This is a genomic window from Sorangium sp. So ce1036, assembly GCF_051369805.1.
Taxonomy (GTDB): domain Bacteria; phylum Myxococcota_A; class Polyangia; order Polyangiales; family Polyangiaceae; genus Sorangium; species Sorangium cellulosum_F.
This window is the reverse complement of record NZ_JBBMOX010000001.1, coordinates 7767755-7788747: the sequence shown is the minus strand read 5'-3', so window position 1 is coordinate 7788747 and position 20993 is coordinate 7767755. Positions and strand designations below refer to the sequence as shown.

At 72.1% G+C, this 20993-nt stretch carries 15 protein-coding genes; 14 read left to right on the top strand and 1 reads right to left on the bottom strand.

Annotated elements, in window-relative coordinates; genetic code table 11:
- The first annotated feature begins 15 nt into the window (after window positions 1-15).
- The 8 genes from pssA to WMF31_RS29295 all read left to right on the top strand — a co-directional run bounded on the left by pssA (window position 16) and on the right by WMF31_RS29295 (window position 11630).
- Complete coding sequence (gene pssA / locus WMF31_RS29330) at window positions 16-834, top strand: CDP-diacylglycerol--serine O-phosphatidyltransferase (protein ID WP_436605110.1); 819 nt, start codon at window positions 16-18, stop codon at window positions 832-834.
- Between the two features lie 72 nt (window positions 835-906).
- On the top strand, window positions 907-1308 hold the full coding sequence (locus WMF31_RS29325; protein ID WP_436605109.1) for a hypothetical protein: 402 nt from the start codon (window positions 907-909) through the stop codon (window positions 1306-1308).
- A gap of 253 nt (window positions 1309-1561) precedes the next feature.
- Window positions 1562-2458 carry a cytochrome c biogenesis protein CcsA gene (gene ccsA / locus WMF31_RS29320; protein WP_436605108.1) on the top strand — a complete coding sequence of 299 codons (897 nt, stop codon included), beginning with the start codon at window positions 1562-1564 and terminating at the stop codon, window positions 2456-2458.
- A gap of 5 nt (window positions 2459-2463) precedes the next feature.
- Window positions 2464-4068 (top strand): glutamyl-tRNA reductase, encoded by a 1605-nt coding sequence (gene hemA / locus WMF31_RS29315; RefSeq protein WP_436605107.1) that lies wholly within the window; start codon window positions 2464-2466, stop codon window positions 4066-4068.
- A complete protein-coding gene (gene hemC, locus WMF31_RS29310) occupies window positions 4065-4970 on the top strand; it encodes a hydroxymethylbilane synthase (RefSeq protein WP_436605106.1) in 906 nt (301 codons plus the stop codon). The genes hemA and hemC overlap by 4 nt, the downstream gene beginning before the upstream one ends.
- Before the next feature lie 19 nt (window positions 4971-4989).
- Window positions 4990-6585 carry a glycoside hydrolase family 57 protein gene (locus WMF31_RS29305; protein WP_436605105.1) on the top strand — a complete coding sequence of 532 codons (1596 nt, stop codon included), beginning with the start codon at window positions 4990-4992 and terminating at the stop codon, window positions 6583-6585.
- A 474-nt stretch (window positions 6586-7059) separates the two neighbouring features.
- Complete coding sequence (locus WMF31_RS29300) at window positions 7060-8358, top strand: efflux RND transporter periplasmic adaptor subunit (RefSeq protein WP_436605104.1); 1299 nt, start codon at window positions 7060-7062, stop codon at window positions 8356-8358.
- A 44-nt stretch (window positions 8359-8402) separates the two neighbouring features.
- Entirely contained in the window at window positions 8403-11630 is a 3228-nt protein-coding gene (locus WMF31_RS29295; protein WP_436605103.1) for an efflux RND transporter permease subunit, read from the top strand.
- A gap of 77 nt (window positions 11631-11707) precedes the next feature.
- Here WMF31_RS29295 and WMF31_RS29290 read toward each other — a convergent pair whose 3' ends face one another.
- Complete coding sequence (locus tag WMF31_RS29290) at window positions 11708-12979, bottom strand: S1C family serine protease (protein WP_436605102.1); 1272 nt, start codon at window positions 12977-12979, stop codon at window positions 11708-11710.
- A 112-nt stretch (window positions 12980-13091) separates the two neighbouring features.
- Here WMF31_RS29290 and WMF31_RS29285 point away from each other — a divergent pair, with 112 nt between their 5' ends.
- The 6 genes from WMF31_RS29285 to WMF31_RS29260 all read left to right on the top strand — a co-directional run bounded on the left by WMF31_RS29285 (window position 13092) and on the right by WMF31_RS29260 (window position 20993).
- Window positions 13092-14816 (top strand): DUF885 domain-containing protein, encoded by a 1725-nt coding sequence (locus WMF31_RS29285; protein WP_436605101.1) that lies wholly within the window; start codon window positions 13092-13094, stop codon window positions 14814-14816.
- 110 nt (window positions 14817-14926) lie between these two features.
- The gene (locus WMF31_RS29280) at window positions 14927-15454 is read left to right on the top strand and encodes a YkgJ family cysteine cluster protein (RefSeq protein ID WP_436605100.1); all 528 of its coding nucleotides are present in this window, start codon (window positions 14927-14929) and stop codon (window positions 15452-15454) included.
- 272 nt (window positions 15455-15726) lie between these two features.
- Window positions 15727-16179: a hypothetical protein gene (locus WMF31_RS29275; protein WP_436605099.1), complete on the top strand. Its 453-nt coding sequence runs from the start codon at window positions 15727-15729 to the stop codon at window positions 16177-16179.
- A gap of 232 nt (window positions 16180-16411) precedes the next feature.
- Window positions 16412-17555 (top strand): peptide chain release factor 2 gene (prfB, locus tag WMF31_RS29270; RefSeq protein ID WP_436605098.1). Its coding sequence is split into 2 segments (ribosomal slippage): window positions 16412-16480 and window positions 16482-17555, totalling 1143 coding nucleotides; the frame shifts between segments, so codons are not numbered across the junction.
- 44 nt (window positions 17556-17599) lie between these two features.
- Entirely contained in the window at window positions 17600-19282 is a 1683-nt protein-coding gene (gene lysS, locus WMF31_RS29265; protein ID WP_436606614.1) for a lysine--tRNA ligase, read from the top strand.
- Window positions 19266-20993, top strand: a complete 1728-nt coding sequence (locus tag WMF31_RS29260) for an FtsX-like permease family protein (protein ID WP_436605097.1) — start codon at window positions 19266-19268, stop codon at window positions 20991-20993. Before lysS ends, WMF31_RS29260 begins: the two co-directional genes overlap by 17 nt.

The following is a 20993-nucleotide window of genomic DNA, read 5'->3' as shown; positions in this document are numbered from 1 at the left end:
TGAAAGGGAGGCAGCATGATCCGGAAGCGGCGGCGGTTCGAGCTCAGGAAGACGCTGTTCCTGCTTCCGAACCTGATCACGCTCTCGTCCATCTTCTGCGGCTTCGACGCGATCCGGCGCTCGGCGACCGCGCAGTCGGAGGATGATTTCTACCGGGCCGCGCTGCTGATCGTCTTCGCGATGTTCTTCGACACGCTGGACGGGCGTGTCGCGCGGATGACGAAGACCCAGAGCGCCTTCGGCCTGCAGATCGACTCGCTGGCCGACATCGTCTCGTTCGGCGTGGCGCCGTCGATGCTGGTCTACCAGTGGACGCTGCACCGGTTCGATCTCGCGGGGCTGCTCGTTTCGTTCCTCTTCACGGCGTGCGGCGCGGTCCGGCTGGCGCGCTTCAACGTCCTCTCGATGGGGGAGGCGGGCAAGCCCACGAAGCCCTCGAAGTACATCGTCGGCCTGCCGATCCCGGGCGCGGCGGGGATCCTGGTGTCGATCGTGGTGGCGAACCACGCGGCGGCCGGCGAGATCGGCAGCGCGCGCTACGCGTCGGCGATCCTCGCGACCACGACGCTCCTGTCGTTCCTGATGGTCTCGACGATCCGGTTCCGGTCGTTCAAGGATCTCCGGCTCAACGCCCGGACGGTGCTGTTCGTCGCGTTCGCGGTCGGCTCGAGCGCGGTGATCTCGACGCAGCTGCAGCCCGCGTTCGTCCTCGTGTGGCTGCTCGGGTTCTACGTGCTGCTCGGGATCTTCGAGTCGCTCTGGCACCTGCCGGCGCGCCTCCGCGGCCTGTCGCGGGACTCGGTGCCTCCTCCCAGGGTGCCTCCTGCGGCCTGACCCCGCCTGGACGCCGGCGCGCCGGCGTCGCGGCCCCACCTGTCGGGCCCATTTTTGAGTAGACTCCTCGCGATGAAGAACCGCGTGTTCTTTCCGCAGGCCGCGCTGGACGACTGGATCGCGAGCGACCGCGTCGATCTGAACAACGACGAGCTGCTGATCAAGACCGAGGGCCGCCGCTACAAGATCATCGAGGCGATCCGCGTGCTCCGCGAGGTGTCGGGCGCGGCGGACATCCACGAGGTCATCGGCCGGGTCAAGACGCGCGCCTTCCTGAGAGAGCTCGGGGCGGAGATCCTCGAGGGATCCATGATCATCGGCGACAACGCGTACGACGTGATCCCGGGGTTCATCGGCGCGCCGGTGGGCACGTTCGCCGAGCATCGCAAGGCCGCGCCCGCCGCGACGGCGATGGACAGCAGCCTCACCAGCGACGAGGAGCTCCTCGCCGCGTTCCTGACGAGCAACCTGTAGCGACGGCGGCGGCCTCCGCGGGCGAGCGACCGCGACGGTCTCCTCGGGCGCGCGAGGAGGGCGAGCACTCCCGGCCCGCGAGGGCGGCGAGCCCTTCCGGCCCGAGCGGCGAGCGGGGCCAGCGCTTCCCTCACGGGCCGGCCTCCGGGGGGCCTGTCCGGCGCTGCGCCCGTCGGGCCTGTTCCTAGGAGAGTACGCCTCAGCCTCTGCGGCCGGCGGGCCATCCCCGGTGAGGCAGGCTATAAAGGGGGCCATGCCCGAGGTCGTCGCATCCGGGGTCAGCTTCGCGCTTGCGCTGCTGTTTTACAGCTCCGCCAGCGCCCTCTTCTTCCTGGACATCGCCCGCAGCCGAGCTCGGCTCCCCAGCGCGGCGGACAGCGCGGGGCCGGGCCGCGACGCCGCCGCGCGGCCGAGCGCCGCGGCGGCCCTGCCCGCTTCCCGCTTCGCGCCCCGGCTGCTCGGCGCGGGCGCCCTCGGGCACGCGATCTACGTGACGCTCGCCAGCTTCGTCGCGCGCGTCTGCCCGGTCCACTCGGTCCACTTCATGCTCTCGGTCGCGTCCCTGCTCGCGATCGCCGTGTACCTCGTCGCCCGCCGCCGCTTCCACATCGACGCGCTCGGGCTCCTCATCGGCCCGCTCGGGCTCGCCTTCCTGCTCGGCACCTTCTTCCTCGGAAAGCCGAACCCCGAGCCCAAGCTCAACCCCCTGTTCATCGTGGCCCACGTCATGGCGAACCTGCTCGGGATCGCCCTCTTTTTCCTCGCCGGCGCCGCCGCCGCGCTCTACCTCGTCCAGGAGAAGCGGCTCAAGCGGAAGCGGCACATCGAGCGCATGGGCAACCTCCCGGCGCTCGACACCCTCGACCGCGCCGTCCACCGCTTCCTGACCGCCGGCTTTCCCCTGCTGACCCTCGGCCTCGTGACAGGAACCTACTGGGCGCACCACCTCGAGATGGGCAGCACCGAGGAGGTGATGCGCGCGGTCTTCGGCTACGCGACCTGGCTCCTCATCGCGCTCGTGTTGCTCCTGCGCGCCGCCGCGGGCTGGCGCGGCCGCCGCGCGGCGTACGGCACCATCGCCGGGCTCGCCTGCGCCTCGGCGGTGCTCGTCATCTATCTCGTCCGTCCCGCCGCGGGGCTCGGAGGCTAGCGCCCTTGATTTTCGTCGGGCTCTCCCACAAGACCGCGCCCATCGACGTGCGCGAGCGGCTCGCGATCGGGCGGGATCGCCTCCCCGAGGTGCTCGCGCGGCTCACGGCTCACCCCGCCATCGAGGAGGCGCTCGTGCTCTCCACCTGCAACCGCGTCGAGGTCTACGCCTCGCCGCGGCAGGGCGCGCCCGGGCTCACCCGCCCCGGGAGCGCGCCGCCCCCCGCGTCCGCCGTGGAGCTCCCGCTCCAGGACGAGGCGCTGCGCGCCGTCGTCTCGGTCCTCATCGGCATCGGCGGGGAGGCCGTCCGCGGTCACCTCGTCGGCCGCCTCGGCGGCGAGGCCGTCGTCCACCTCTTCCGCGTCGCCGCCTCGCTCGACTCCATGGTCGTCGGCGAGCCGCAGATCCTCGGGCAGATGAAGGACGCCATCGAGATCGCCCGCGCGGCGAGGGCCCTCGGCGCGCGGCTCGGCCGCGCGGCCCACCGCGCGATCAAGGTCGGCAAGCGCGTGCGCACGGAGACGGCGATCGGCGCGGGCCAGGTCTCGGTGTCCAGCGTCGCCATCGACCTCGCCCGCCAGATCTTCGACGATCTCGCCGGCCGCACGGCGCTGCTCGTCGGCGCGGGCGAGATGGCCGAGGCCGCCTCGAAGCTCCTGGTCCGGGCCGGCGCCCGCCTGGTCGTCGTCAACCGGAGCCCGGAGCGCGCCGCCGCGCTCGCCCGCGAGGTCGGCGGCGCCCCCCGCCCGTGGGCCGAGCTGGAGCGCGCCGTCATCGACGCCGACATCGTGATCTCGTCGACCGCGAGCCCGAGCTACGTGCTCACGCTCGACCTCGTCCGCCGCGCCCGCAAGGCCAGGAGGGGCAGGAGCCTGTTCCTCATCGACATCGCCGTCCCGCGCGACATCGATCCCGCCGTCAACAAGCTCGACAACGTCTATCTCTACGACGTCGACGACCTCTCGCAGATCGTGGCGCAGTCCGTCGAGGGGCGCGCCGCCGAGGCGGCGCGGGCCGAGGCGATCGTCGCGGACGAGGCGCAGGCGTTCGAGGCGTGGACGCTCGAGCGCGCCCTGACCCCCACCATCGTGGGGCTCCGGACGCGCACGCGCTCCATCCTCGCGGCCGAGGTCGAGCGCAGCCTCGCCGGCAAGCTCCGGCACCTCGGCCCGGCCGAGCGCCAGGCCCTCGCCATGATGATCGACGCCGCCACGAACAAGCTGCTCCACGTGCCCACGACGCGCCTCCGCGCGATGGCCAGCGATCCCCGGGTCGCCGAGCACGTCGACTCGCTCCGGGAGCTCTTCGACATCGACGGCGCGCAGGCCGACGGCGCCGCCGCCGCCCCGGCGCTCGCCGAGGCGGCGCTGCGCGAGCCCGCGAGCGGCCCCCGCAGCGCGCCGCCCGCGCGCCGGGACGAGCCGCACCTCGCCGGCGAGCGCGGCGACGGCGGCGCCTCGCCCCGGCTCGCCGGGCCCCGCCCGCACGTCGCGGAGGGCAACGGCGCCTATGCCCGGCAGCCCGCGGCGCGCTCCCAGGGGGACGCCGGCGTGATGGCCGTGGCGAATCCGGCCGCTGCCGTGCAGGCGGCTGGGCTAAAGGGAGCGTGACCGACATGGAGCTCACCCTCGCCACGCGCCGCTCGGCGCTCGCCCTCGCCCAGTCCCGCGCCTTCGCCCGAGCCCTCGAGGCGGCGACGCCCGATCTCTCCCTGCGCGAGCTCGAGGTGGTGACCTCGGGCGACCGGACCCAGGATCGGCCGCTCCAGGACATCGGCGGCAAGGGGCTGTTCATCAAGGAGCTCGAGGAAGCGCTCCTGGACGGGCGCGCCGATTTCGCGGTCCACTCGATCAAGGACGTCCCCGCCGAGCTCGCCCCGGCGCTGCGCCTCGCCTGCATTCCCGCGCGCGAGGATCCGCGCGACGCGCTCGTCACCCGGAGCGGCGCCCCGCTCGCCGAGCTGCCGGCGGGCGCTCGCGTCGGGACCTCGAGCCTCCGCCGGGCGGTCGCGCTGCGCGCGGCGCGCCCGGATCTCCAGATCGCGCCGGTCCGCGGCAACGTGGACACCCGGCTGCGCAAGATGGCGGAGGGGGTGGTCGACGCCGTCGTGCTGGCGCTCGCGGGGCTGAAGCGGCTCGGCCTCGCGGACCGCGCCACGGAGATCCTGTCGCCCGAGGTGTCGCTGCCGGCGATCGGCCAGGGGGCGCTCGGCATCGAGTGCCGCGCGGAGGACGCGCGCGTGAGCGACGTCCTGGCGCGGCTCGCCGATCGCGAGACCACGACCTGCGTCACCGCGGAGCGGGCCGTGATGGCCGCGGTGGAGGGCAGCTGCCGCACGCCGGTGGCCGCCTACGCGGTGCGCGACGGCGGCGCCCTGTGGCTGCGCGCGCTGCTCGCCGAGCCCGACGGCTCCCGGCTGCGGACGGGAGAGCGGCGCGCGGCGTGGCCAGGCGACGTCCGGGAGGCGGCGCGCCTGGGCGCGGATCTCGGGGCGGAGCTCAAGAAGGGGTAGGGCCGCCGCCCAGCGTTCGATGCCGGGCTACGTCGCCCTCGTCCTCCACGCCCACCTCCCGTATGTGCGGCACCCCGAGCACCCCCGCTCGCTGGAGGAGCGCTGGTTCTTCGAGGCGCTCTGGGAGTGCTACCTCCCCTTGCTCGCGGTCCTCGATCGCCTCGCCGACGACCGCGTCGTCGCGCCGCTGACCCTCTCGGTCTCGCCGCCGCTCCTCGCGATGCTGCGCGACGAGCTGCTCCTCGGCCGCTTCGAGGATCACCTCCGCCGGCTCACCGCGCTCGCCGCCCGGGTCGAGGCCCGCTTCGCCGGGAGCGGCTTCGCGGAGGCCGCGGCGTTCTACCGCGCGCGGCTCGCCGGCGCGTCCAGCGCCTGGGAGGCGCTGGGCGGCGATGTCCCGGGCGCCCTGGTTCGCCACGCCGAGGCCGGCCGCATCGAGCTCATCACCACGGCCGCGACGCACGCCTACTTGCCCGGCCTGCTCCCCGCGCCCGCGTCGATCCGGGCGCAGCTCCGGCTCGGCCGCCGCGCGTTCGCGGCCCTCACGGGCGCCCCCGAGCCCGCCGGCCTCTGGCTCCCCGAGTGCGCCTACGATCCCTCGCTCGGCGCCGATCTCGCCGCGGCCGGCGTGCGCTTCACGGTGCTCGACGCCCACGGCCTGCTGCTCGGAGCGCCGCCGCCCGCCGGCGCCTCCGTCCCCGTGCTCTCGCCGGCCGGCGTCGCGTGCTTCGGGCGCGATCGCGACAGCGCCCGCGAGGTCTGGTCGCGCGACGCCGGCTACCCGGGCCACCCCGTTTACCGCGAGTTTTACCGCGACGTCGGGTTCGACCTGCCCGAGCGCGATCTCGACGGCGAGATCGGCCCTGACGGGGCCCGGCTGATGACCGGCCTCAAGCTCCATCGCGTGACCGGGCCCGGCTCCGACAAGGCGCCCTACGAGCCGGCCCGCGCCTTCGCCCAGGCGCGCGCGCACGCCGCGGAGTTCGTGGCCCGCCGCGAGGCCGCGCTCGCGTCGGGCAGCGGCGCGCCCGCCGCGCCCATCCAGGTCGCCCCGTACGACGCGGAGCTCTTCGGTCACTGGTGGCTGGAAGGCCCCGAGTTCCTCGAGCACGCCCTGCGCCGCCTCGCGGCCTCGGAGCGCGTCGTCCCCATCACGCTCGGCGCCTACCTCGAGCGCCATCCGCCCCGGGAGATCGTCGAGCCTGCGGCCTCGACGTGGGGCGAGGGCGGGTTCGGCTCGTTCTGGACGGGCCCGAGCGCCGCGCGCCTGTGGCGTCACGCCCATCACGCCGAGCGCGCGGTGCGCGGCGCGGTCGCGCGCTGTCACGGTGCGGGCGGCCTGCCCGGCCGCGCGCTGGACCAGGCGATCCGCGAGCTCCTCCTCCTGCAGTCGAGCGACTGGGCGTTCATGATGACCACCGGGGAGATGGTCCCCTACGCCGAGGCGCGCGTCCGCGCCCACGCGGCCCGCGCCCGCCGGCTCGCGAGCCTGGCCGAGCAAGCGCTCGCCGCGCCCGCCGACGCCGCCTGGCTCGATGCGATCTGCACGCTCGACCCGTTCCTCTCCGAGCTCACCGGCCCTGCGCTCCGCGACGCCTTCGACCCGTGGCGCTGAGTCCCGCCCTCTCCGTGCGGCCAGCCTCCCGGATCCTCGTGCACACATCAGGAGACGAGTTCTGTGTAAGTAAAATTTTACTGTGTAGCGGTATTGATGTCCTGATGATCCTGTAACGGGATTGTCACCCAGAGGGCATCGGTTCACATCACAGCGATCGGTTCAATGGCTCCAGAGGGCAGTCGGAGGGGCCGGTGTGGTCAGTCGCCCGGCCGCGTCCCCCCGGCGTCCGGCGCCGTGTCCTCCCGGCTTCCGGGGATGGACGCGGCGATTTCACGTCTGCAACGCGCGCCGCGAGCGCGTCGTGCAGCACGAATTCTTCGGGTGTCAGACCACAGTCGTGCGAGGTGGACGGAGCCTCCGGCTGGAGGACCCCTTGATGACCGGCCGGTCAGCACCCTACTGTGGGTGCCGCGTCAGCTTTGCTCCTGGACCGCACCGGCAGGTGCTGGCAAGAACCCGAGCGAACCCCCCATGAAACAATCCTTTCGCGGACCCGAGCTCCGTATCGCTCGATGGGCCTTCGGCGCTCGTAGCGTCGCCTCGAATCACCCCCGCGCCGCCGTCCTCGCCGCGCTGCTCGCGGCGCTCGCGGCGCCCACGTTGACCGCCTGCCGCAACCCGGACGCGGGCGCGCAGCCGGCGCAGGACACGACGGCCGCTCCGCGCGAGAAGCCCGTCGTGCGCTTCGGGAAGGTGGTCACCCGCTCCCTCCCGCAGACGCTCGACATCAGCGGCACCCTCGTCGCGGACGAGACGAGCGAGGTGGCGACGCAGGTCGCCGGCTCGGTGGTGCGCGTCGCGATCGACGTGGGCTCCCGGGTCAAGAAGGGGGAGCCGCTGGTCGTGCTCGACGCGAGCAACGTCGCGCTCCAGTCCCAGTCGGCGAACGCCGCCGTGGCGCAGGCGCGGGCCAAGCTCGCCCTGAAGCCCGGGGAGTCGCCGAAGGGGATCGATCCCGACCAGGTGCCGGAGGTGCGCGCCGCGAAGCAGAGCATGGAGCTCGCGAAGGCCGAGGCCGAGCGCGTGAAGCAGCTCTACGACCAGGGCGCCGTCCCCCAGTCGACCTGGGACGCGGCGCGCACGCAGGCCCAGAACGCGGCCGCGCAGTACGACGCCGCCGTCAACGGGATCCGCGCGACGGTCGCGGCGCTCACGTCCGCGCAGGCGCAGGCGGGGCTCGCCTCGAAGGCGGTCGCCGACTCGACGGTGCGGGCGCCGTTCGACGGCGCCGTCGCGGAGAAGCGGATCAGCGTCGGCGAGTTCGCGGGCCCGGGCCGCGTCGTGGCGGTCGTGGTCCGCGACAACCCGCTGCGGCTCCGCATCGACGTGCCGGAGGCGGACATCGCGAGCATCGAGGTGGGCAAGCCGGTGAACGTCTCGGTCGCCGCCTTCCCCGGCCGCACGTTCCCGGGCGTCGTGAAGCGGATCGGCGCGAGCCTCAAGGAGTCCTCGCGCACGCTGCCCGTCGAGGCCGAGTTCGACAACAGCGATGGCAAGCTCCGCCCGGGCCTCTTCGCGCAAGGTCAGCTGACGCTGACCGGTGAGTCAAGAAAGGCGATCCTCGTCCCCGAGCAGGCGATCGGCAGCTCCGGGTCCAGCGCGCGGGTGTTCGTGAAATCGGGCGATCGCGTGACGGAGAAGCTGGTCAAGACGGGCCGCAAGATCGACGGCCTCGTGGAGGTCGTGGGCCCGCTCTCCGAGGGGGAAGAGGTCGCGATCGACAAGGTGGACGAGCTGGCGGACGGCATCGAGGTCGCCACGGCGCAGTGAGCCGGGCGCGGCCCGCGTTCCATGACTGAAGAAAGGTAGCGACGATGCAATGGCTCGCGGCAATCTGCATCCGTAGGCCGGTGTTCGCCTCGGTGATCGTCCTGCTCCTCACGGTGCTCGGGACGTTCTCCTACTTCGGCCTCGGGGTCGATCGGTTCCCCAAGGTGGAGTTCCCGTTCATCGTCGTGACGACGACCCTCCCCGGCGCGGCGCCCGAGGAGGTGGAGACGGAGATCTCCGACAAGATCGAGTCCGCGGTCAACACGATCAGCGGCATCGACGAGCTGCGCTCGGTGTCGGTCGAGGGGCTCAGCCAGGTCATGATCTCCTTCCAGCTCGAGAAGGACGTCGACGTGGCCGCGCAGGAGGTGCGCGACAAGGTCGACGGCATCCTCGCCGAGCTGCCGGAGGGGATCGATCCGCCGATCGTGGGCAAGCTGGACCCGGACGCCGCGCCGATCCTCACGCTGGCCGTCTCGTCTGCGAAGGCGGACGTCCGCGAGGTGACCGAGTTCGCCGACAAGACGCTGCGGCGCGAGCTGGAGTCGCTCGCCGGCGTCGGTCAGGTGCTGGTCATCGGCGGCCGGAACCGGCAGATCAACATCTGGATCGATCCGGAGAAGCTCGAGAAGTACGCGCTGACGGGCGGCGTGGTGGCCCAGGCGCTGGCGACCCAGAACGTCGAGATCCCGGCCGGCCGGGTCGAGCAGGGCGGCAGGACGCTCACCCTGCGGACGCGCGGCCGGGTGCAGTCCGTCGACCAGATGAAGGACATCGTGCTCGCGAACCGCGACGGCTACTCCGTCCGGCTGAGCGACGTGGCCGAGGTCCAGGACGGCATGGCAGAGCCGGAGTCCGCCGGCTTTCGCGGCAGCGCCCCCGCCGTGCTCCTCAGCATCCGCAAGCAGAGCGGGACGAACACCGTCGAGGTCATCGACGGGCTGAAGGAGCGGATCAGCGAGGTCGAGAAGCGCCTCCCCCCGGGCTACGAGATCGTCATCGCCCGAGACCAATCGGAGTTCATCAAGAACTCGGTCAACGCCGTGAAGGAGCACCTGGTGCTCGGCGGGCTGCTCGCCGCGATCATCGTCGCCATCTTCCTCGCGAACGCCCGCAGCACGATCATCTCCGCGATCGCCATCCCGACGAGCATCATCTCCACGTTCGCCCTGATGAAGGTGGCGGGCTTCACGATGAACGGGATCACGCTCCTCGCGCTGACCCTCGCGGTCGGCATCGTGATCGACGACGCGATCGTGGTCCTCGAGAACTGCTACCGGTGGATCGAGGAGAAGGGGGTGAGCGCGTGGGAAGGGGCGCTCCAGGGCACGAGGGAGATCGGGCCCGCGGTGCTCGCGACGACGCTCTCGCTGATCGCGGTGTTCGTCCCGGTCGCGTTCATGAGCGGCATCGTCGGCCGCTTCCTGAACTCGTTCGGCCTGACCATGGCGTTCTCGATCCTGGTCTCGCTGATCGTGAGCTTCACGCTGACGCCGATGCTGTCGGCGCGGTGGCTGAAGAAGCCGGAGAAGCATGACGCCAAGAGCTCCAAGGAGTCGCGCTTCTACGGCCCGATCGAGCGCAGCTACATGGCGATGCTCCGCTGGTCGATGGCGCACCGCTGGGTGATCGTGCTCGCCTCGGTCCTGGCGCTGTTCTCGATCCCGGTCCTGGGCGGGCTCGCGAAGTTCAACTTCCTCCCGACCGAGGACGAGTCGCAGTTCCAGGTCAGCCTGCGCGCCCCGGAGGAGACGAGCCTCGACGGGACGCGCGTCATCGCCACGCGGATCGCCGCGGAGCTCGAGAAGCTCCCGGGGGTGTCCTACACGCTGACGACGATCGGCGACGACCCGCAGAAGACGCCGAACCTCGCCAGCATCTACGTGAAGCTCAAGCCGGCGAACGAGCGCAATTTGTCGCAGGAAGCCCTCATCGATCGCGCCCGGCGCGAGCTCACGCCGAAGTTCGAGGAGGCGGACGTCCGGGCGAACATCGGCCCCGTGCCCGCCTTCTCGGGCGGCCAGAGCTTCCAGATCGCCTATCAGGTGCAGGGGCCCGATCTCCAGAAGATCGCCCAGTACTCCGGGGTGCTCCTCGAGAAGCTCAAGGCGATCCCGGGCGTCGTCGATCCGGACACGTCGCTCCTGATCGGCAAGCCGGAGCTCCGCGTCGTCATCGATCGCAAGAAGGCGGCGGACCTCGGCGTTCAGGTCAGCGACGTGGCCAGCACGCTGCGCCTGCTCGTCGGCGGCTACAAGGTGTCGACGTACAACGAGGGAGGTGAGCAGTACGAGGTGCGCGCGCGCGCGCTGCCGAGCTTCCGCTCCGACAAGGAAGGCCTCGCGAAGATCACGGTCCCGTCGGCCAAGCTCGGCGCGGTGACGCTCGACAACGTGGTGACGTTCTCCGAGGGGACGGGCCCGTCGCGCATCGAGCGGTACAACCGCCAGCGCCAGGTCATGGTGATGGCCAACCTCGAGGCGGGCTACTCGCAGCAGAAGGTCGTCCAGGAGCTCGACAAAGCCGTGGCGGAGATGAACCTCGCCTCTGGCTACTCCGCCAGCCCGGTCGGCACGTCGAAGGAGCTCGTCAAGATGATGCGGAGCTTCCTCGTCGCCCTCCTCCTGTCGTTCGTCTTCATGTACCTCGTGCTCGCGGCGCAGTTCGAGTCGTGGCTGCACCCGATCACGATCCTCCTGTCGCTGCCGCTGACGGTGCCGTTCGCGTTCCTCTCGGTCATCATCTTCCAGCAGTCGCTCAACATCTTCTCGCTGCTCGGCATCGTCGTGCTGTTCGGCGTCGTGAAGAAGAACTCGATCCTGCAGATCGATCACACGATCAAGCTGCGCGAGCACGGGATGCCGCGGGCGCAGGCCATCCTGGAGGCGAACCGCGACAGGCTCCGGCCGATCCTGATGACCACGCTCGCGTTCGTGGCCGGCATGATCCCGCTCGTCGCCTCGAGCGGCGCCGGCTCGGGCACGAACCGGGCGACGGGCTTCGTGATCATCGGCGGGCAGACCATGGCGCTCCTCCTGACGCTGCTCGCGACCCCGGTCGCCTACTCGCTGTTCGACGACATCTCGTCGTGGCTGAAGCGGGTCGTGCCCTTCCTGCGGGGCAGCGGCGAGCAGGGGGAGCCCCGCGGCGGGGGGGCGGACGGCGTCGTCCCGGCGGGCGAGGGGGCCCTCGCGGCCGGGCACCACGGCGTGGCCGCGCGCGTCGCCTCGGCGCACGAGGCGGGGCGGCCGGCGCCGGCGCACCTCGACTGACCCGACGACCGGTGGGCGGCGCTCCGGGGCCGCCGCGCGCGCTGCGCGGCCCCGGAGCGATCACCGCGCGGCGACGCTCACTCCTCGTCGCCGTGGACCTTGCGCAAGATCACATCGAGGAGGCCGTCGAATGCGTCGCGCATCGCCCAGGCCTGGGCGGCGCTGTCGTCGAGCCTGGCCGCCTTGCGGCGGCCCTCGGCGAGGGCCCGCTTCGGGCCCCGGCACGCGGCGCCGAGCCGGCGCTCCATGTCGAGCGCCGCGCCCTCGTAGATGTGGTAGCAGGACGCGAAGTCCCCCTGGTTGTAGAGGGGTGAGCCGACCTGGATCGCCCCGTCCATCGTCCGCGCCATCACGAGGAGGTCGCCCTCGTTGCAGCCGCGCAGGAGCGTGAGCGCGTGGTGGGGCACCGAGCGCTTGACCGCCGGCAGCGACGGCGCCTCATCGGCCGTCTCGGCCGCGAACGTCGAGAGGGGGACGGGATCCGGGTGGACGAGCAGCTCCTTGAGGTAGACCGCGGGCACGCCGAAGTTGAGGTTCTGCCCCTGCGTCGCGACCGCGGCGGCGACGCCGATCACCTCGCCGCGCTCGTTGAAGAGCGGCCCGCCCGACGAGCCCGGCGCGATCGGCGCGGAGATCTGCAGCAGCGTCAGCGCGGGGTCGACCACGCGGACCGCGCTCACGAGCCCGTTCGACACGGTGTCGGCGAGGCCGAGCGGGTGACCGATCGCCACGACGGGATCGCCCGGGCGGACCGCGCCGCTGTCGCCCAGGGGCAGCAGCGGGAGCTTCCGTGGCGCGTGGATCCGGATGATCGCCAGGTCCCGCTCCTCGTCGAACGCCAGCACCTCGAGCACCGGGTGCTCGCTCTCGTCCGACAGGACCACCTCGAGATCCGGGATCCCGGCGATGACATGGAAGTTCGTCGCGATCCAGCCGTCGTCGCGGACGAGGAAGCCCGCGCCCAGCGAGCCGTCGCCGCGGATCGTGACGACCGCCGGCGTGGCGCGCGCCGCGATCTGCGCGGGCGTCATCGCGGCGGCGAGCCGCTCGGCCGCGCTCGCCGGCGGGCCGGACGAGCCCGCCGCGCCGCAGCCGAGCGCCGCGAGCGCGGCCGCGGCGACCGTGCCGGCGAGGCGCGGCCAGCGGGGCCGGGGGGGGCTGCACGCCGGGGGCTCACCTCCGGGGCCTGCGCTCCGGCGAGCCCCTCTCGTGGCGCGCCGGCGCTCCGTCCCCTCCGGTGCGCCCCCGGCGTGCAGCCCCCCCCGGCCCCGCTGGGGACGCGGCGGCGGAGCAGCGCCGGGACGCTGGTCGTCGTCATGGAGCTCGCCTGGCAGGCTGCGGTGGTTCATGTCGCTTCCCCGGGGTCCCGTGCGGTCTCCCTCCCCCGCAAGCGTAACGAAGACGCGCCGGATCGTCTCGCGCGCGTGGAGAAAATCGGGCGCACCCGCCTATGCTGTCGTCGTGAGCCAGAACCACGACGCGCGCGATCCGATCTTCGCCCTCAGCGACGAGCTCGTCGAAGCCTTCGCTGCCCAATGCCCCGCCCACGCCACCCTGGCCGGCGTCCCGTGCGACGACGGCGCCTGGAACGACTGGAGCCCGAGCGGCGCCGCCTCCTGGGCCGCCACGCTCGCGTCCTTCCAGGAGCGGCTCCGGTCGCTGCCTGCGCCGTCCCCCGGGCCGGAGGCGCGGTGGGGCCGCCTCGCACGCCGCGTCATGTCCGATTATCTGGACGAGCGGCTCGACGACATCCGGCACGGCGAGCACCTGCGCGACCTCAACAACATCGAGTCTGCCTTCCAGCACCTCCGGATGGTCTTCGACCTGATGGATGTCCGGAGCGCCGCGGGGTGGGAGGCCGTCGCGTCGCGCCTCGCGACCCTCCCGGAGGCCTGCGAGCGCTACCGCGCGTCGCTGGAGGAAGGGCGTCGGACGGGTCAGGTCGTCGCGCGCCGCCAGGTGCTCGCCGTCCTCTCGCAGGCGCGCCACCAGGCGGGCGAGGGGTCGTTCTTCCTCACCCTGCCGGCCGCCTACGAGGCGTCGGGCTTCGCCACGGACGCCGGCCGCGCGCGCCTCGCCGCCGGGGCGGAGGGGGTGCGCGCCGCGTTCAGCGCGCTCGCCGGCTACCTGGAGCAGATCTACCTGCCCAGCGCGCGCGAGGCCGATGCGGTCGGGGAGGAGCAATACCTGCGCCTCGCGCGCCGCTTCCTCGGCGCGAGCATCGACCCGATCGAGACGTACGCCTGGGGTTGGTCCGAGGTGCACGCCATCGAGGCCCAGATGGCGCGCCTCGCCGCCGAGATCCGTCCGGGCGCGTCGCTGCCGGAGGTCATCGCGTTGCTCAAGACCGACCCCGCCCGGTGCGCGCACAGCGCCGACGAGTTCCTCCGCGTCATGGCCGAGCGCCAGCGGAAGGCCCTCGCCGAGCTCGACGGCGTCCACTTCGACATCCCCGAGCCGCTCCGCCAGATCGACGTGAGGCTGGCGCCGCCGGGCGGCGCGCTCGGCGCCTACTACGTGCCCCCGAGCGACGGGTTCAAGCGGCCTGGCACCATCTGGTATGCCCCCGGCGACAAGCAGCAGTTCCCGCTCTACGACGAGATCACCACCGCGTACCACGAGGGCTTTCCCGGCCATCACCTGCAGTGCGCGCTCCAGGTGTACCTCGATGATCGGCTGAGCCGTCTCCACCGCTTCCTGGTCATGTACTCCGGCCACGCCGAGGGGTGGGCGCTCTACGCCGAGCAGCTGATGTACGAGCTCGGCTATTTCGAGCGCCCCGAGTACGTGCTCGGGATGCTCGCCGCCAAGCTCATGCGCGCCTACCGCGTCGCGCTCGACATCGGCATGCACCTCGAGCTGTCCATCCCCCGGGATGCCCCGCTCCACGCGGGAGCGCCGTGGAGCTATGACATCGCCGTCGAGTACCTCCACCAGCGGGCGTTCCTCACGATCGAGCACGCGCGCAGCGAGGCGACGCGCTACCTCGGCTGGCCGGGGCAGGCCATCTCCTACAAGGTCGGCGAGCGCGTCGTCCTGCAGCTGCGCGAGGAGCTCCGGCGCCTGCAGGGCGAGGCGTTCGATCTGAAGGCGTTCCACGCCAGGGTGATCGGCTCGGGCTCCGTCGGGCTCGACCACCTGCGCGAGATCGTCCTCGAGGACGCCGCGGCCGGCGCGGCGGGCTGAGCCCTCCGGGCTCTCCGCTGCGCCCCCGCCGCGTCGCCGGGCGTGACCGGAGAGCCCGCCTGTCCGCCTCGCGGCTCGACGCGGGGGCGCGAGCGTGCCAATCGAGCCGCGTGAGCTCTCTCCCAGCGAGCGAGGGCCCCGAGGCGCGGCCGAGCGGCTCGGACCTCTGCACCGCGTGCGGCCTGTGCTGCACGGGCCTGCTCTTCGACATCGCGCCGCTCGAGGAGCAGGAGCTCCCGCGCGCCGAGGGGCTGCGCTTGCCGCTCGCCTGCAACCAGTACCACGACGCCTTCCGGCTGCCGTGCCCCTGCCATCACGACCGGAAGTGCACCGTCTACGAGGCGCGCTTCTCGGTGTGCAAGAGCTACGAGTGCGGCCTGCTCCGGCGCTGCAAGGAGGGCGAGGTGCCGCTCGGCGAGGCGCTCGCGCGCGTCGAGCGGGTGCTCCGCCTCGCGGACGCCGTGCGCCGGCGCGTGCCCCCGGAGGACCCTCCGCGTCCGCTCTGGGACGAGGCGCGCGAGCACATCCGGGAGCGCGACGCCGCGGACACGTCGCCGGCGTGGCGGGCCGAGCGCGAGTCGCTCGTGGCCGCCCTCGAGGAGCTCAGGGCCGCGTGCAGGCAAGGGCTCGATCCGTAGCGCCGGCGGGTTCCGTGGAAGGAGGGCCGCGAAGGACACGGAGGGCGGGGGAGGGACAGCGCTGTCGTGTTCCCTCCAGCGCTGTCGTGTTCCCTCCGCGGCTCACGCCGGGGCGCGTGCGAGCGCCGTCTGGGCCGCTCGTGCTTCGTCCGGGCCAACGCGTTATCGCGCCTTGAGCCGCGCGACGCGCCTCGTGCGCGCACGCGCCTCGTGGTCTCCCGGCGGCATTCGCCGGTTCATAGTTACGTTCTATGGACCCGACGATCCGCCGTATGACCAACAGGTATTCAGCCATAACGGCCGTGACGAGCTTCGTCACGCAGCCCGTCCCCGGCGCAGATGAGCTGATCGTGATTCCTCTTCATTATCGCTTCGCGGTGCTGCTCACGCGGCAGCGGGGCGTCCCGCTCCGCACGGCGCCGTGGTGGCAGGTGAGCAAGATCATCTGGGGCGGAGCGGCCGTGCGGCTCCTCGCCAACTTCACGCTCGGCCTCGTCCCGGTCGCCGGGCTCTTCTCCAACGCGATCACCGCCGTCGCCCTGACCGAGCTCCTGGGCCGCTACCTCGACGAGGCGCTCAGCAGCCCGGCGCCGCCCCCGGCGGTCTCCATGCAGACCATCCGCGACGCCGTGCAGGATTCGCTTCGATCCTGGAGGCTCGAGCGGCTCTGGCCTGGAAACCGGCACGTCCGCCGCGGCGCCGGGCACGAGGTGACTCCGCCGTGAAGCGGCTCGTCGCGACGTCCAGGCGCCGGGTCATCTGCCATACCGCCGCACCGCCGCTCGCCCGCGCTGCGCGCGGCGGTCGTGGCCGGCCCGCGCGGCCGCGCGGGCGAGGGGGGCGTCGTCCGGGTCCGGGTTTCCAGCCTGCCAGCCCGTCCGGTGAGCGCCCGGCGCGCAGCGCCCTCGCGGCGGTCTCTCCTGGCGATCGCCGCCCAGATCGAATAGATCCCCGGCCATGCTCTCCGAGACCCGCGAGAAAGTCCTGGACATCAAACGGCGCTTTGAGGCGCTAAGGGGGCATCTTTGACGTCCCTAAGCTCGAACGGATGCTCCAAGACCTGACCCAGACGACGCTGTCGTCCGGGTTCTGGAACGATCAGGAAAAAGCCCAAGCCGTCCTCCGCAAGCGGGCCCAGGTCGAGTCGAAGCTCGACATGGCGCAGAAGCTCGGCCGCGAGATCGACGATCTCGCGGAGTACCTCGAGCTCGGCGCCGCCGAGGGCGACGACGGCGTCATCGCCGATGCCAGCGCGCAGGCCGACGCCATCGCCGCGCGGCTCCGCAAGGCCGAGCTCGACCGCATGCTGTCCGGCCCGGCCGATCGCGGCAACGCCATCGTCAGCATCCACCCGGGCGCTGGCGGCACCGACGCGAAGGACTGGGCGTCCATGCTGCTCCGCATGTACCTGCGCTTCTGCGAGCGCCGCGGGTACAAGACGGAGATCATCGACTACCAGGACGGCGACGAGGCCGGCATCGACGCGGTCACGTTCACGGTGAGCGGCGACTCCGCCTACGGCTACCTCCGCTCCGAGGCGGGCGTCCACCGCCTCGTGCGGATGAGCCCGTTCAACGCGGACCACACGCGGCAGACCGCGTTCGCCGCCGTCGAGGTCACCCCGGACAGCGACGACGAGATCGACGTCCAGATCAACGAGAAGGACATCGAGATCACGACCATGCGCGCCGGCGGCAAGGGCGGGCAGAACGTGAACAAGGTCGAGACCGCCGTCCGCCTCCGGCACATCCCGACCGGCCTCAACATCGTGTGCCGCGCCGAGCGCAGCCAGCACCAGAACCGCGCGATGGCGCTGAAGGTCCTCAAGGCGAAGCTCTACGAGATGGAGCTCCAGAAGCGGGAGGCCGAGGTCCAGGCCTACAACGCCGCGAAGAGCGCCATCAACTTCGGCAGCCAGATCAGGAACTACGTCCTCGCGCCCTACCGGCTCGTCAAGGACGTCCGCACCTCCACCGAGGCCACCGACGTGGACTCGGTCCTCGACGGCGACATCGACGCCTTCATCGAGGCCTACCTGCTCGCCGCGGCGGGCGGCTCGCTCAAGAAGGGCGGCGCCGTCGCGGAGGATGACGCTCCGTGAGTCAGCAGAGAGACAAGCCCAGCGACAAGAAGGCCGAGCGGCTCATGAAGGAGGCCGCCGAGGCCGCGCGCGCCGAGGAGACGCTGATCGCCACGCGCAAGGCGAAGGCGGCGCGGCTCCGCGCGCGCGGCGAGAACCCGTTCGCCAACGACGTCACGACGGGCGCGCCGCTCACCGAGCTCGCGGCCGTCCGCGCCCGCTTCGACGGGGCGCGGCTCGCGGCCGAGCCCCGGCCGGCGGGCACGGCGGCGGATCGGTCCGCCCCGCCGCCCGCGGATCGCTACGACCCGGCGCGCGTCGAGCCGCTCCCGTTCCGCGTCGCGGGCCGGGTGCTCTTCGTGCGCTCCTTCGGCGGCGTCACGTTCGTCCGGCTGCGCGACCGCACCGGCGAGCTCCAGCTCTACTGCGAGCAGGGGAGCCTCGCCGGCTTCGAGCGGCTCGAGGAGATCGACCTCGGCGACTTCGTCGAGGCCCACGGCGTCGCGATGGCGACGCAGAAGGGCGAGCTGTCGATCCGCGCCGAGCGCCTGCGGCTGCTCACGAAGGCGTACCGCCCGCTGCCGACCAAGACGAGCTTCAAGGACGTCGAGTCGCGCTACCGCATGCGGTACGTCGACCTCGTCGCCAACCCGCACGTCGCGGGGGTCTTCCGCGCCCGCACCGCGATCGTCGCCGCGCTCCGCGAGTTCCTCGACGCGCGCGGCTTCCTCGAGGTCGAGACGCCGACGATGCACACGCTCGTCGGCGGCGCGGCCGCGAAGCCGTTCAAGACCCACCACAACGCGCTCGATCTCGAGCTCTTCATGCGCATCGCTCCCGAGCTCTTCCTGAAGCGGCTCGTGGTCGGCGGCTTCGAGCGCGTCTACGAGATCGCCCGCTGCTACCGGAACGAGGGGCTGTCGACGCGGCACAACCCCGAGTTCACGATGCTCGAGTACTACCAGGCGTACGCGACGTACGAGACGCTGATGGACCAGACCGAGGCGATGCTCCGCCACGTCGACGCCCGCCTCGCCGAGCGGCTCCCGGCCGAGCACGCGGCGTGGGCCGTGCAGCGCACGTACTCGCTCGAGCGCTTCGCGCGCGTCCCCATGGCGGAGGGCATCGCCCGCGCCCTGTCGAGGTCGGGCCTGCCGGCCGACGTCCCGCAGCGCGTCGCCGCGGACGACGCCCCGATCAAGGAGTGGGCGAAGGCGGCGAAGGCGAGCGGGCGCGAGATCGACTGGGCGAACTTCCGCGCGGGCGCGAAGAAGTGCGAGTCGCCCGGGGAGCTCGTCTTCTGCGCCTACGAGTACGTGGTCGAGCCGTTCCTCACGCGGGACTACCGCACCGAGGCGGGCGACAAGAGCCTCCCCGTCTTCGTCATCGACTACCCCTTCGAGGTCTCCCCGCTCGCGCGCAAGAAGGACGGCGACCCCTCCCTGGTGGACCGCTTCGAGCTGTTCATCGACGGCCGCGAGCTGTGCAACGCCTTCAGCGAGCTCAACGACCCCGAGGACCAGGACGCGCGCTTCCGCGCGCAGGTCGCCAAGAAATCGCGCGGCGAGGAGGAGACGATGGATTACGACGCCGACTACGTGCGCGCCCTGGAGCACGGCCTCCCGCCCACGGCGGGCTTCGGCATGGGGATCGATCGGCTGACGATGCTCCTCACCGGCGCGACGTCGATCCGTGACGTCATCCTGTTCCCACTCCTGAGGCCTGAAGCGAGTGCCGCCGATCCCTGAGCCCGTCTACATCGCCCTCATCGTCGTGGTGCTCGTGGTGAGCGCGCTGCTCGTCGTGCGCGGCGCCCGCCGCCTGAAGAAGAGCGTGCCCCGCGCGCTGTTCTGGTGGTTCGGCGGCGCGCTCGGCGTCGCCTTCGCCGTCCTGTCGACGATGGCGGCCCGCCTCCCGGTCACCCGCGGCTCCGCGCCCATCGTCCTCCGGAACGAGGTCATCCGCTTCGGCGCGCTCGGCACCGGGGTGATCTTCCTGCTCATCGCGCTCACGGCGCTGCTCCCGATCCTCCTCGACGCCCTCGAGCGACGGAGCTTCGCCTCCTACGTGGGCGCCCGCCACGTGCGCGCGACGAAGAGCGGCTTCCTCACCGTGATCTCGGTGCTCTCGATGGCCGGGGTGGCCGTCAGCTCGTGCGCGCTCTGCTCGGTGACGAGCATCATGGGCGGGTTCGGCGCCGATCTGAAGCGCAAGATCCTGGGGAACAACGCGCACATCGTCATCGACGCGAGCCGCCCCGGCGGCTTCGGCGACTGGGAGGACCAGCTCACGCAGGTCCGCGTGGCGCTCGCGCCGCTCGGCGGCGCCGCGACGCCCGTCGTCGCGGGCGAGGCCATGGGATCGAGCGCCTCCAACACGGCCGGCTCGCTCGTGCGCGGCATCGACCCCGACTCGATCAGCCAGGTGATCGACCTGGTCAACAACATCGAGGTCGGCAAGTTCGAGTACCTGCGCGACCCCGAGAAGCTGACGAGCCTGCCCCCCGACGAGATCATCGGCCGCGGGCCGGGCGGAGAGCCGTACTTCAAGGGGCCCGATTTCCGCTTGCCGGCGGAGGTCGACCCCTCGGTGCGCGACTACCTGAAGCGGCAGACCCGCGTGTACCCGGGCGTCATCATCGGCCGTGAGCTCGCGAAATCGCTCCACGTGCTCGTCGGGGACGAGGTGACGCTGCTGTCGCCCGTGGGCGAGCTCGGCCCCACCGGCGTGATGCCGCGCTCCCGCAGGTTCCGCGTGGCGGCGATCTTCTACAGCGGCATGTACGACTACGACGTCACGCACGCGTACGTGCTGATGGACGAGGCGCAGAAGTTCTTCGGCCTCGAGGGCAAGATCACGCACATCGACATCCGGGTCCCGGATCCGGAGCGCGTGCAGGAGGTCCGCCCGGCGGTGGAGGCGGTGGTCGCCGCGAGCGCGCGGGCCGACGCGCCGCCGCCGGAGGGCGGCAAGCCGCCGCCGGAGCTCCGCGTACGCGACTGGATGGAGATGAACAGGAGCCTCTTCAGCGCGCTCAAGCTGGAGAAGATCGCGACGTTCATCATCCTGTCCATCGCCATCGCCGTCGCGAGCTTCTGCATCGTGTGCACGCTGCTCCTCATGGTGACGGAGAAGGGCAAGGAGATCGCCATCCTGAAGGCGCTCGGCGCCTCGGACGGCGCCGTGATGCGCGTGTTCATGATCGAGGGCATCATCATCGGCGCCATCGGCACGGTGTTCGGCGTCGGCACCGCGCTCGCGTGCTGCACGGGCCTGTCCTGGTTCGGTGTCCGGCTCGATCCGGACGTCTATTACATCGACCGGCTGCCCGTGAACGTGAACGGCGCCGACTACGCGATGGTCGCGGTGGCGGCGCTGCTCATCTGCACCATCGCCACCCTCTACCCGGCCCGCGCCGCGTCCAAGCTCTCTCCGGTCGACGGGCTGCGCTACGAGTAA

Bases quoted from the DNA above. Each gene is read 5' to 3' on its own strand.
- pssA (WP_436605110.1), top strand. From the start codon at position 16: ATGATCCGGAAGCGGCGGCGGTTCGAGCTCAGGAAGACGCTGTTCCTG.
- WMF31_RS29325 (WP_436605109.1), top strand. From the start codon at position 907: ATGAAGAACCGCGTGTTCTTTCCGCAGGCCGCGCTGGACGACTGGATC.
- ccsA (WP_436605108.1), top strand. From the start codon at position 1,562: ATGCCCGAGGTCGTCGCATCCGGGGTCAGCTTCGCGCTTGCGCTGCTG.
- WMF31_RS29305 (WP_436605105.1), top strand. From the start codon at position 4,990: ATGCCGGGCTACGTCGCCCTCGTCCTCCACGCCCACCTCCCGTATGTG.
- WMF31_RS29300 (WP_436605104.1), top strand. From the start codon at position 7,060: ATGAAACAATCCTTTCGCGGACCCGAGCTCCGTATCGCTCGATGGGCC.
- WMF31_RS29295 (WP_436605103.1), top strand. From the start codon at position 8,403: ATGCAATGGCTCGCGGCAATCTGCATCCGTAGGCCGGTGTTCGCCTCG.
- WMF31_RS29290 (WP_436605102.1), bottom strand. From the start codon at position 12,979: ATGAACCACCGCAGCCTGCCAGGCGAGCTCCATGACGACGACCAGCGT.
- WMF31_RS29275 (WP_436605099.1), top strand. From the start codon at position 15,727: ATGACCAACAGGTATTCAGCCATAACGGCCGTGACGAGCTTCGTCACG.
- lysS (WP_436606614.1), top strand. From the start codon at position 17,600: ATGAAGGAGGCCGCCGAGGCCGCGCGCGCCGAGGAGACGCTGATCGCC.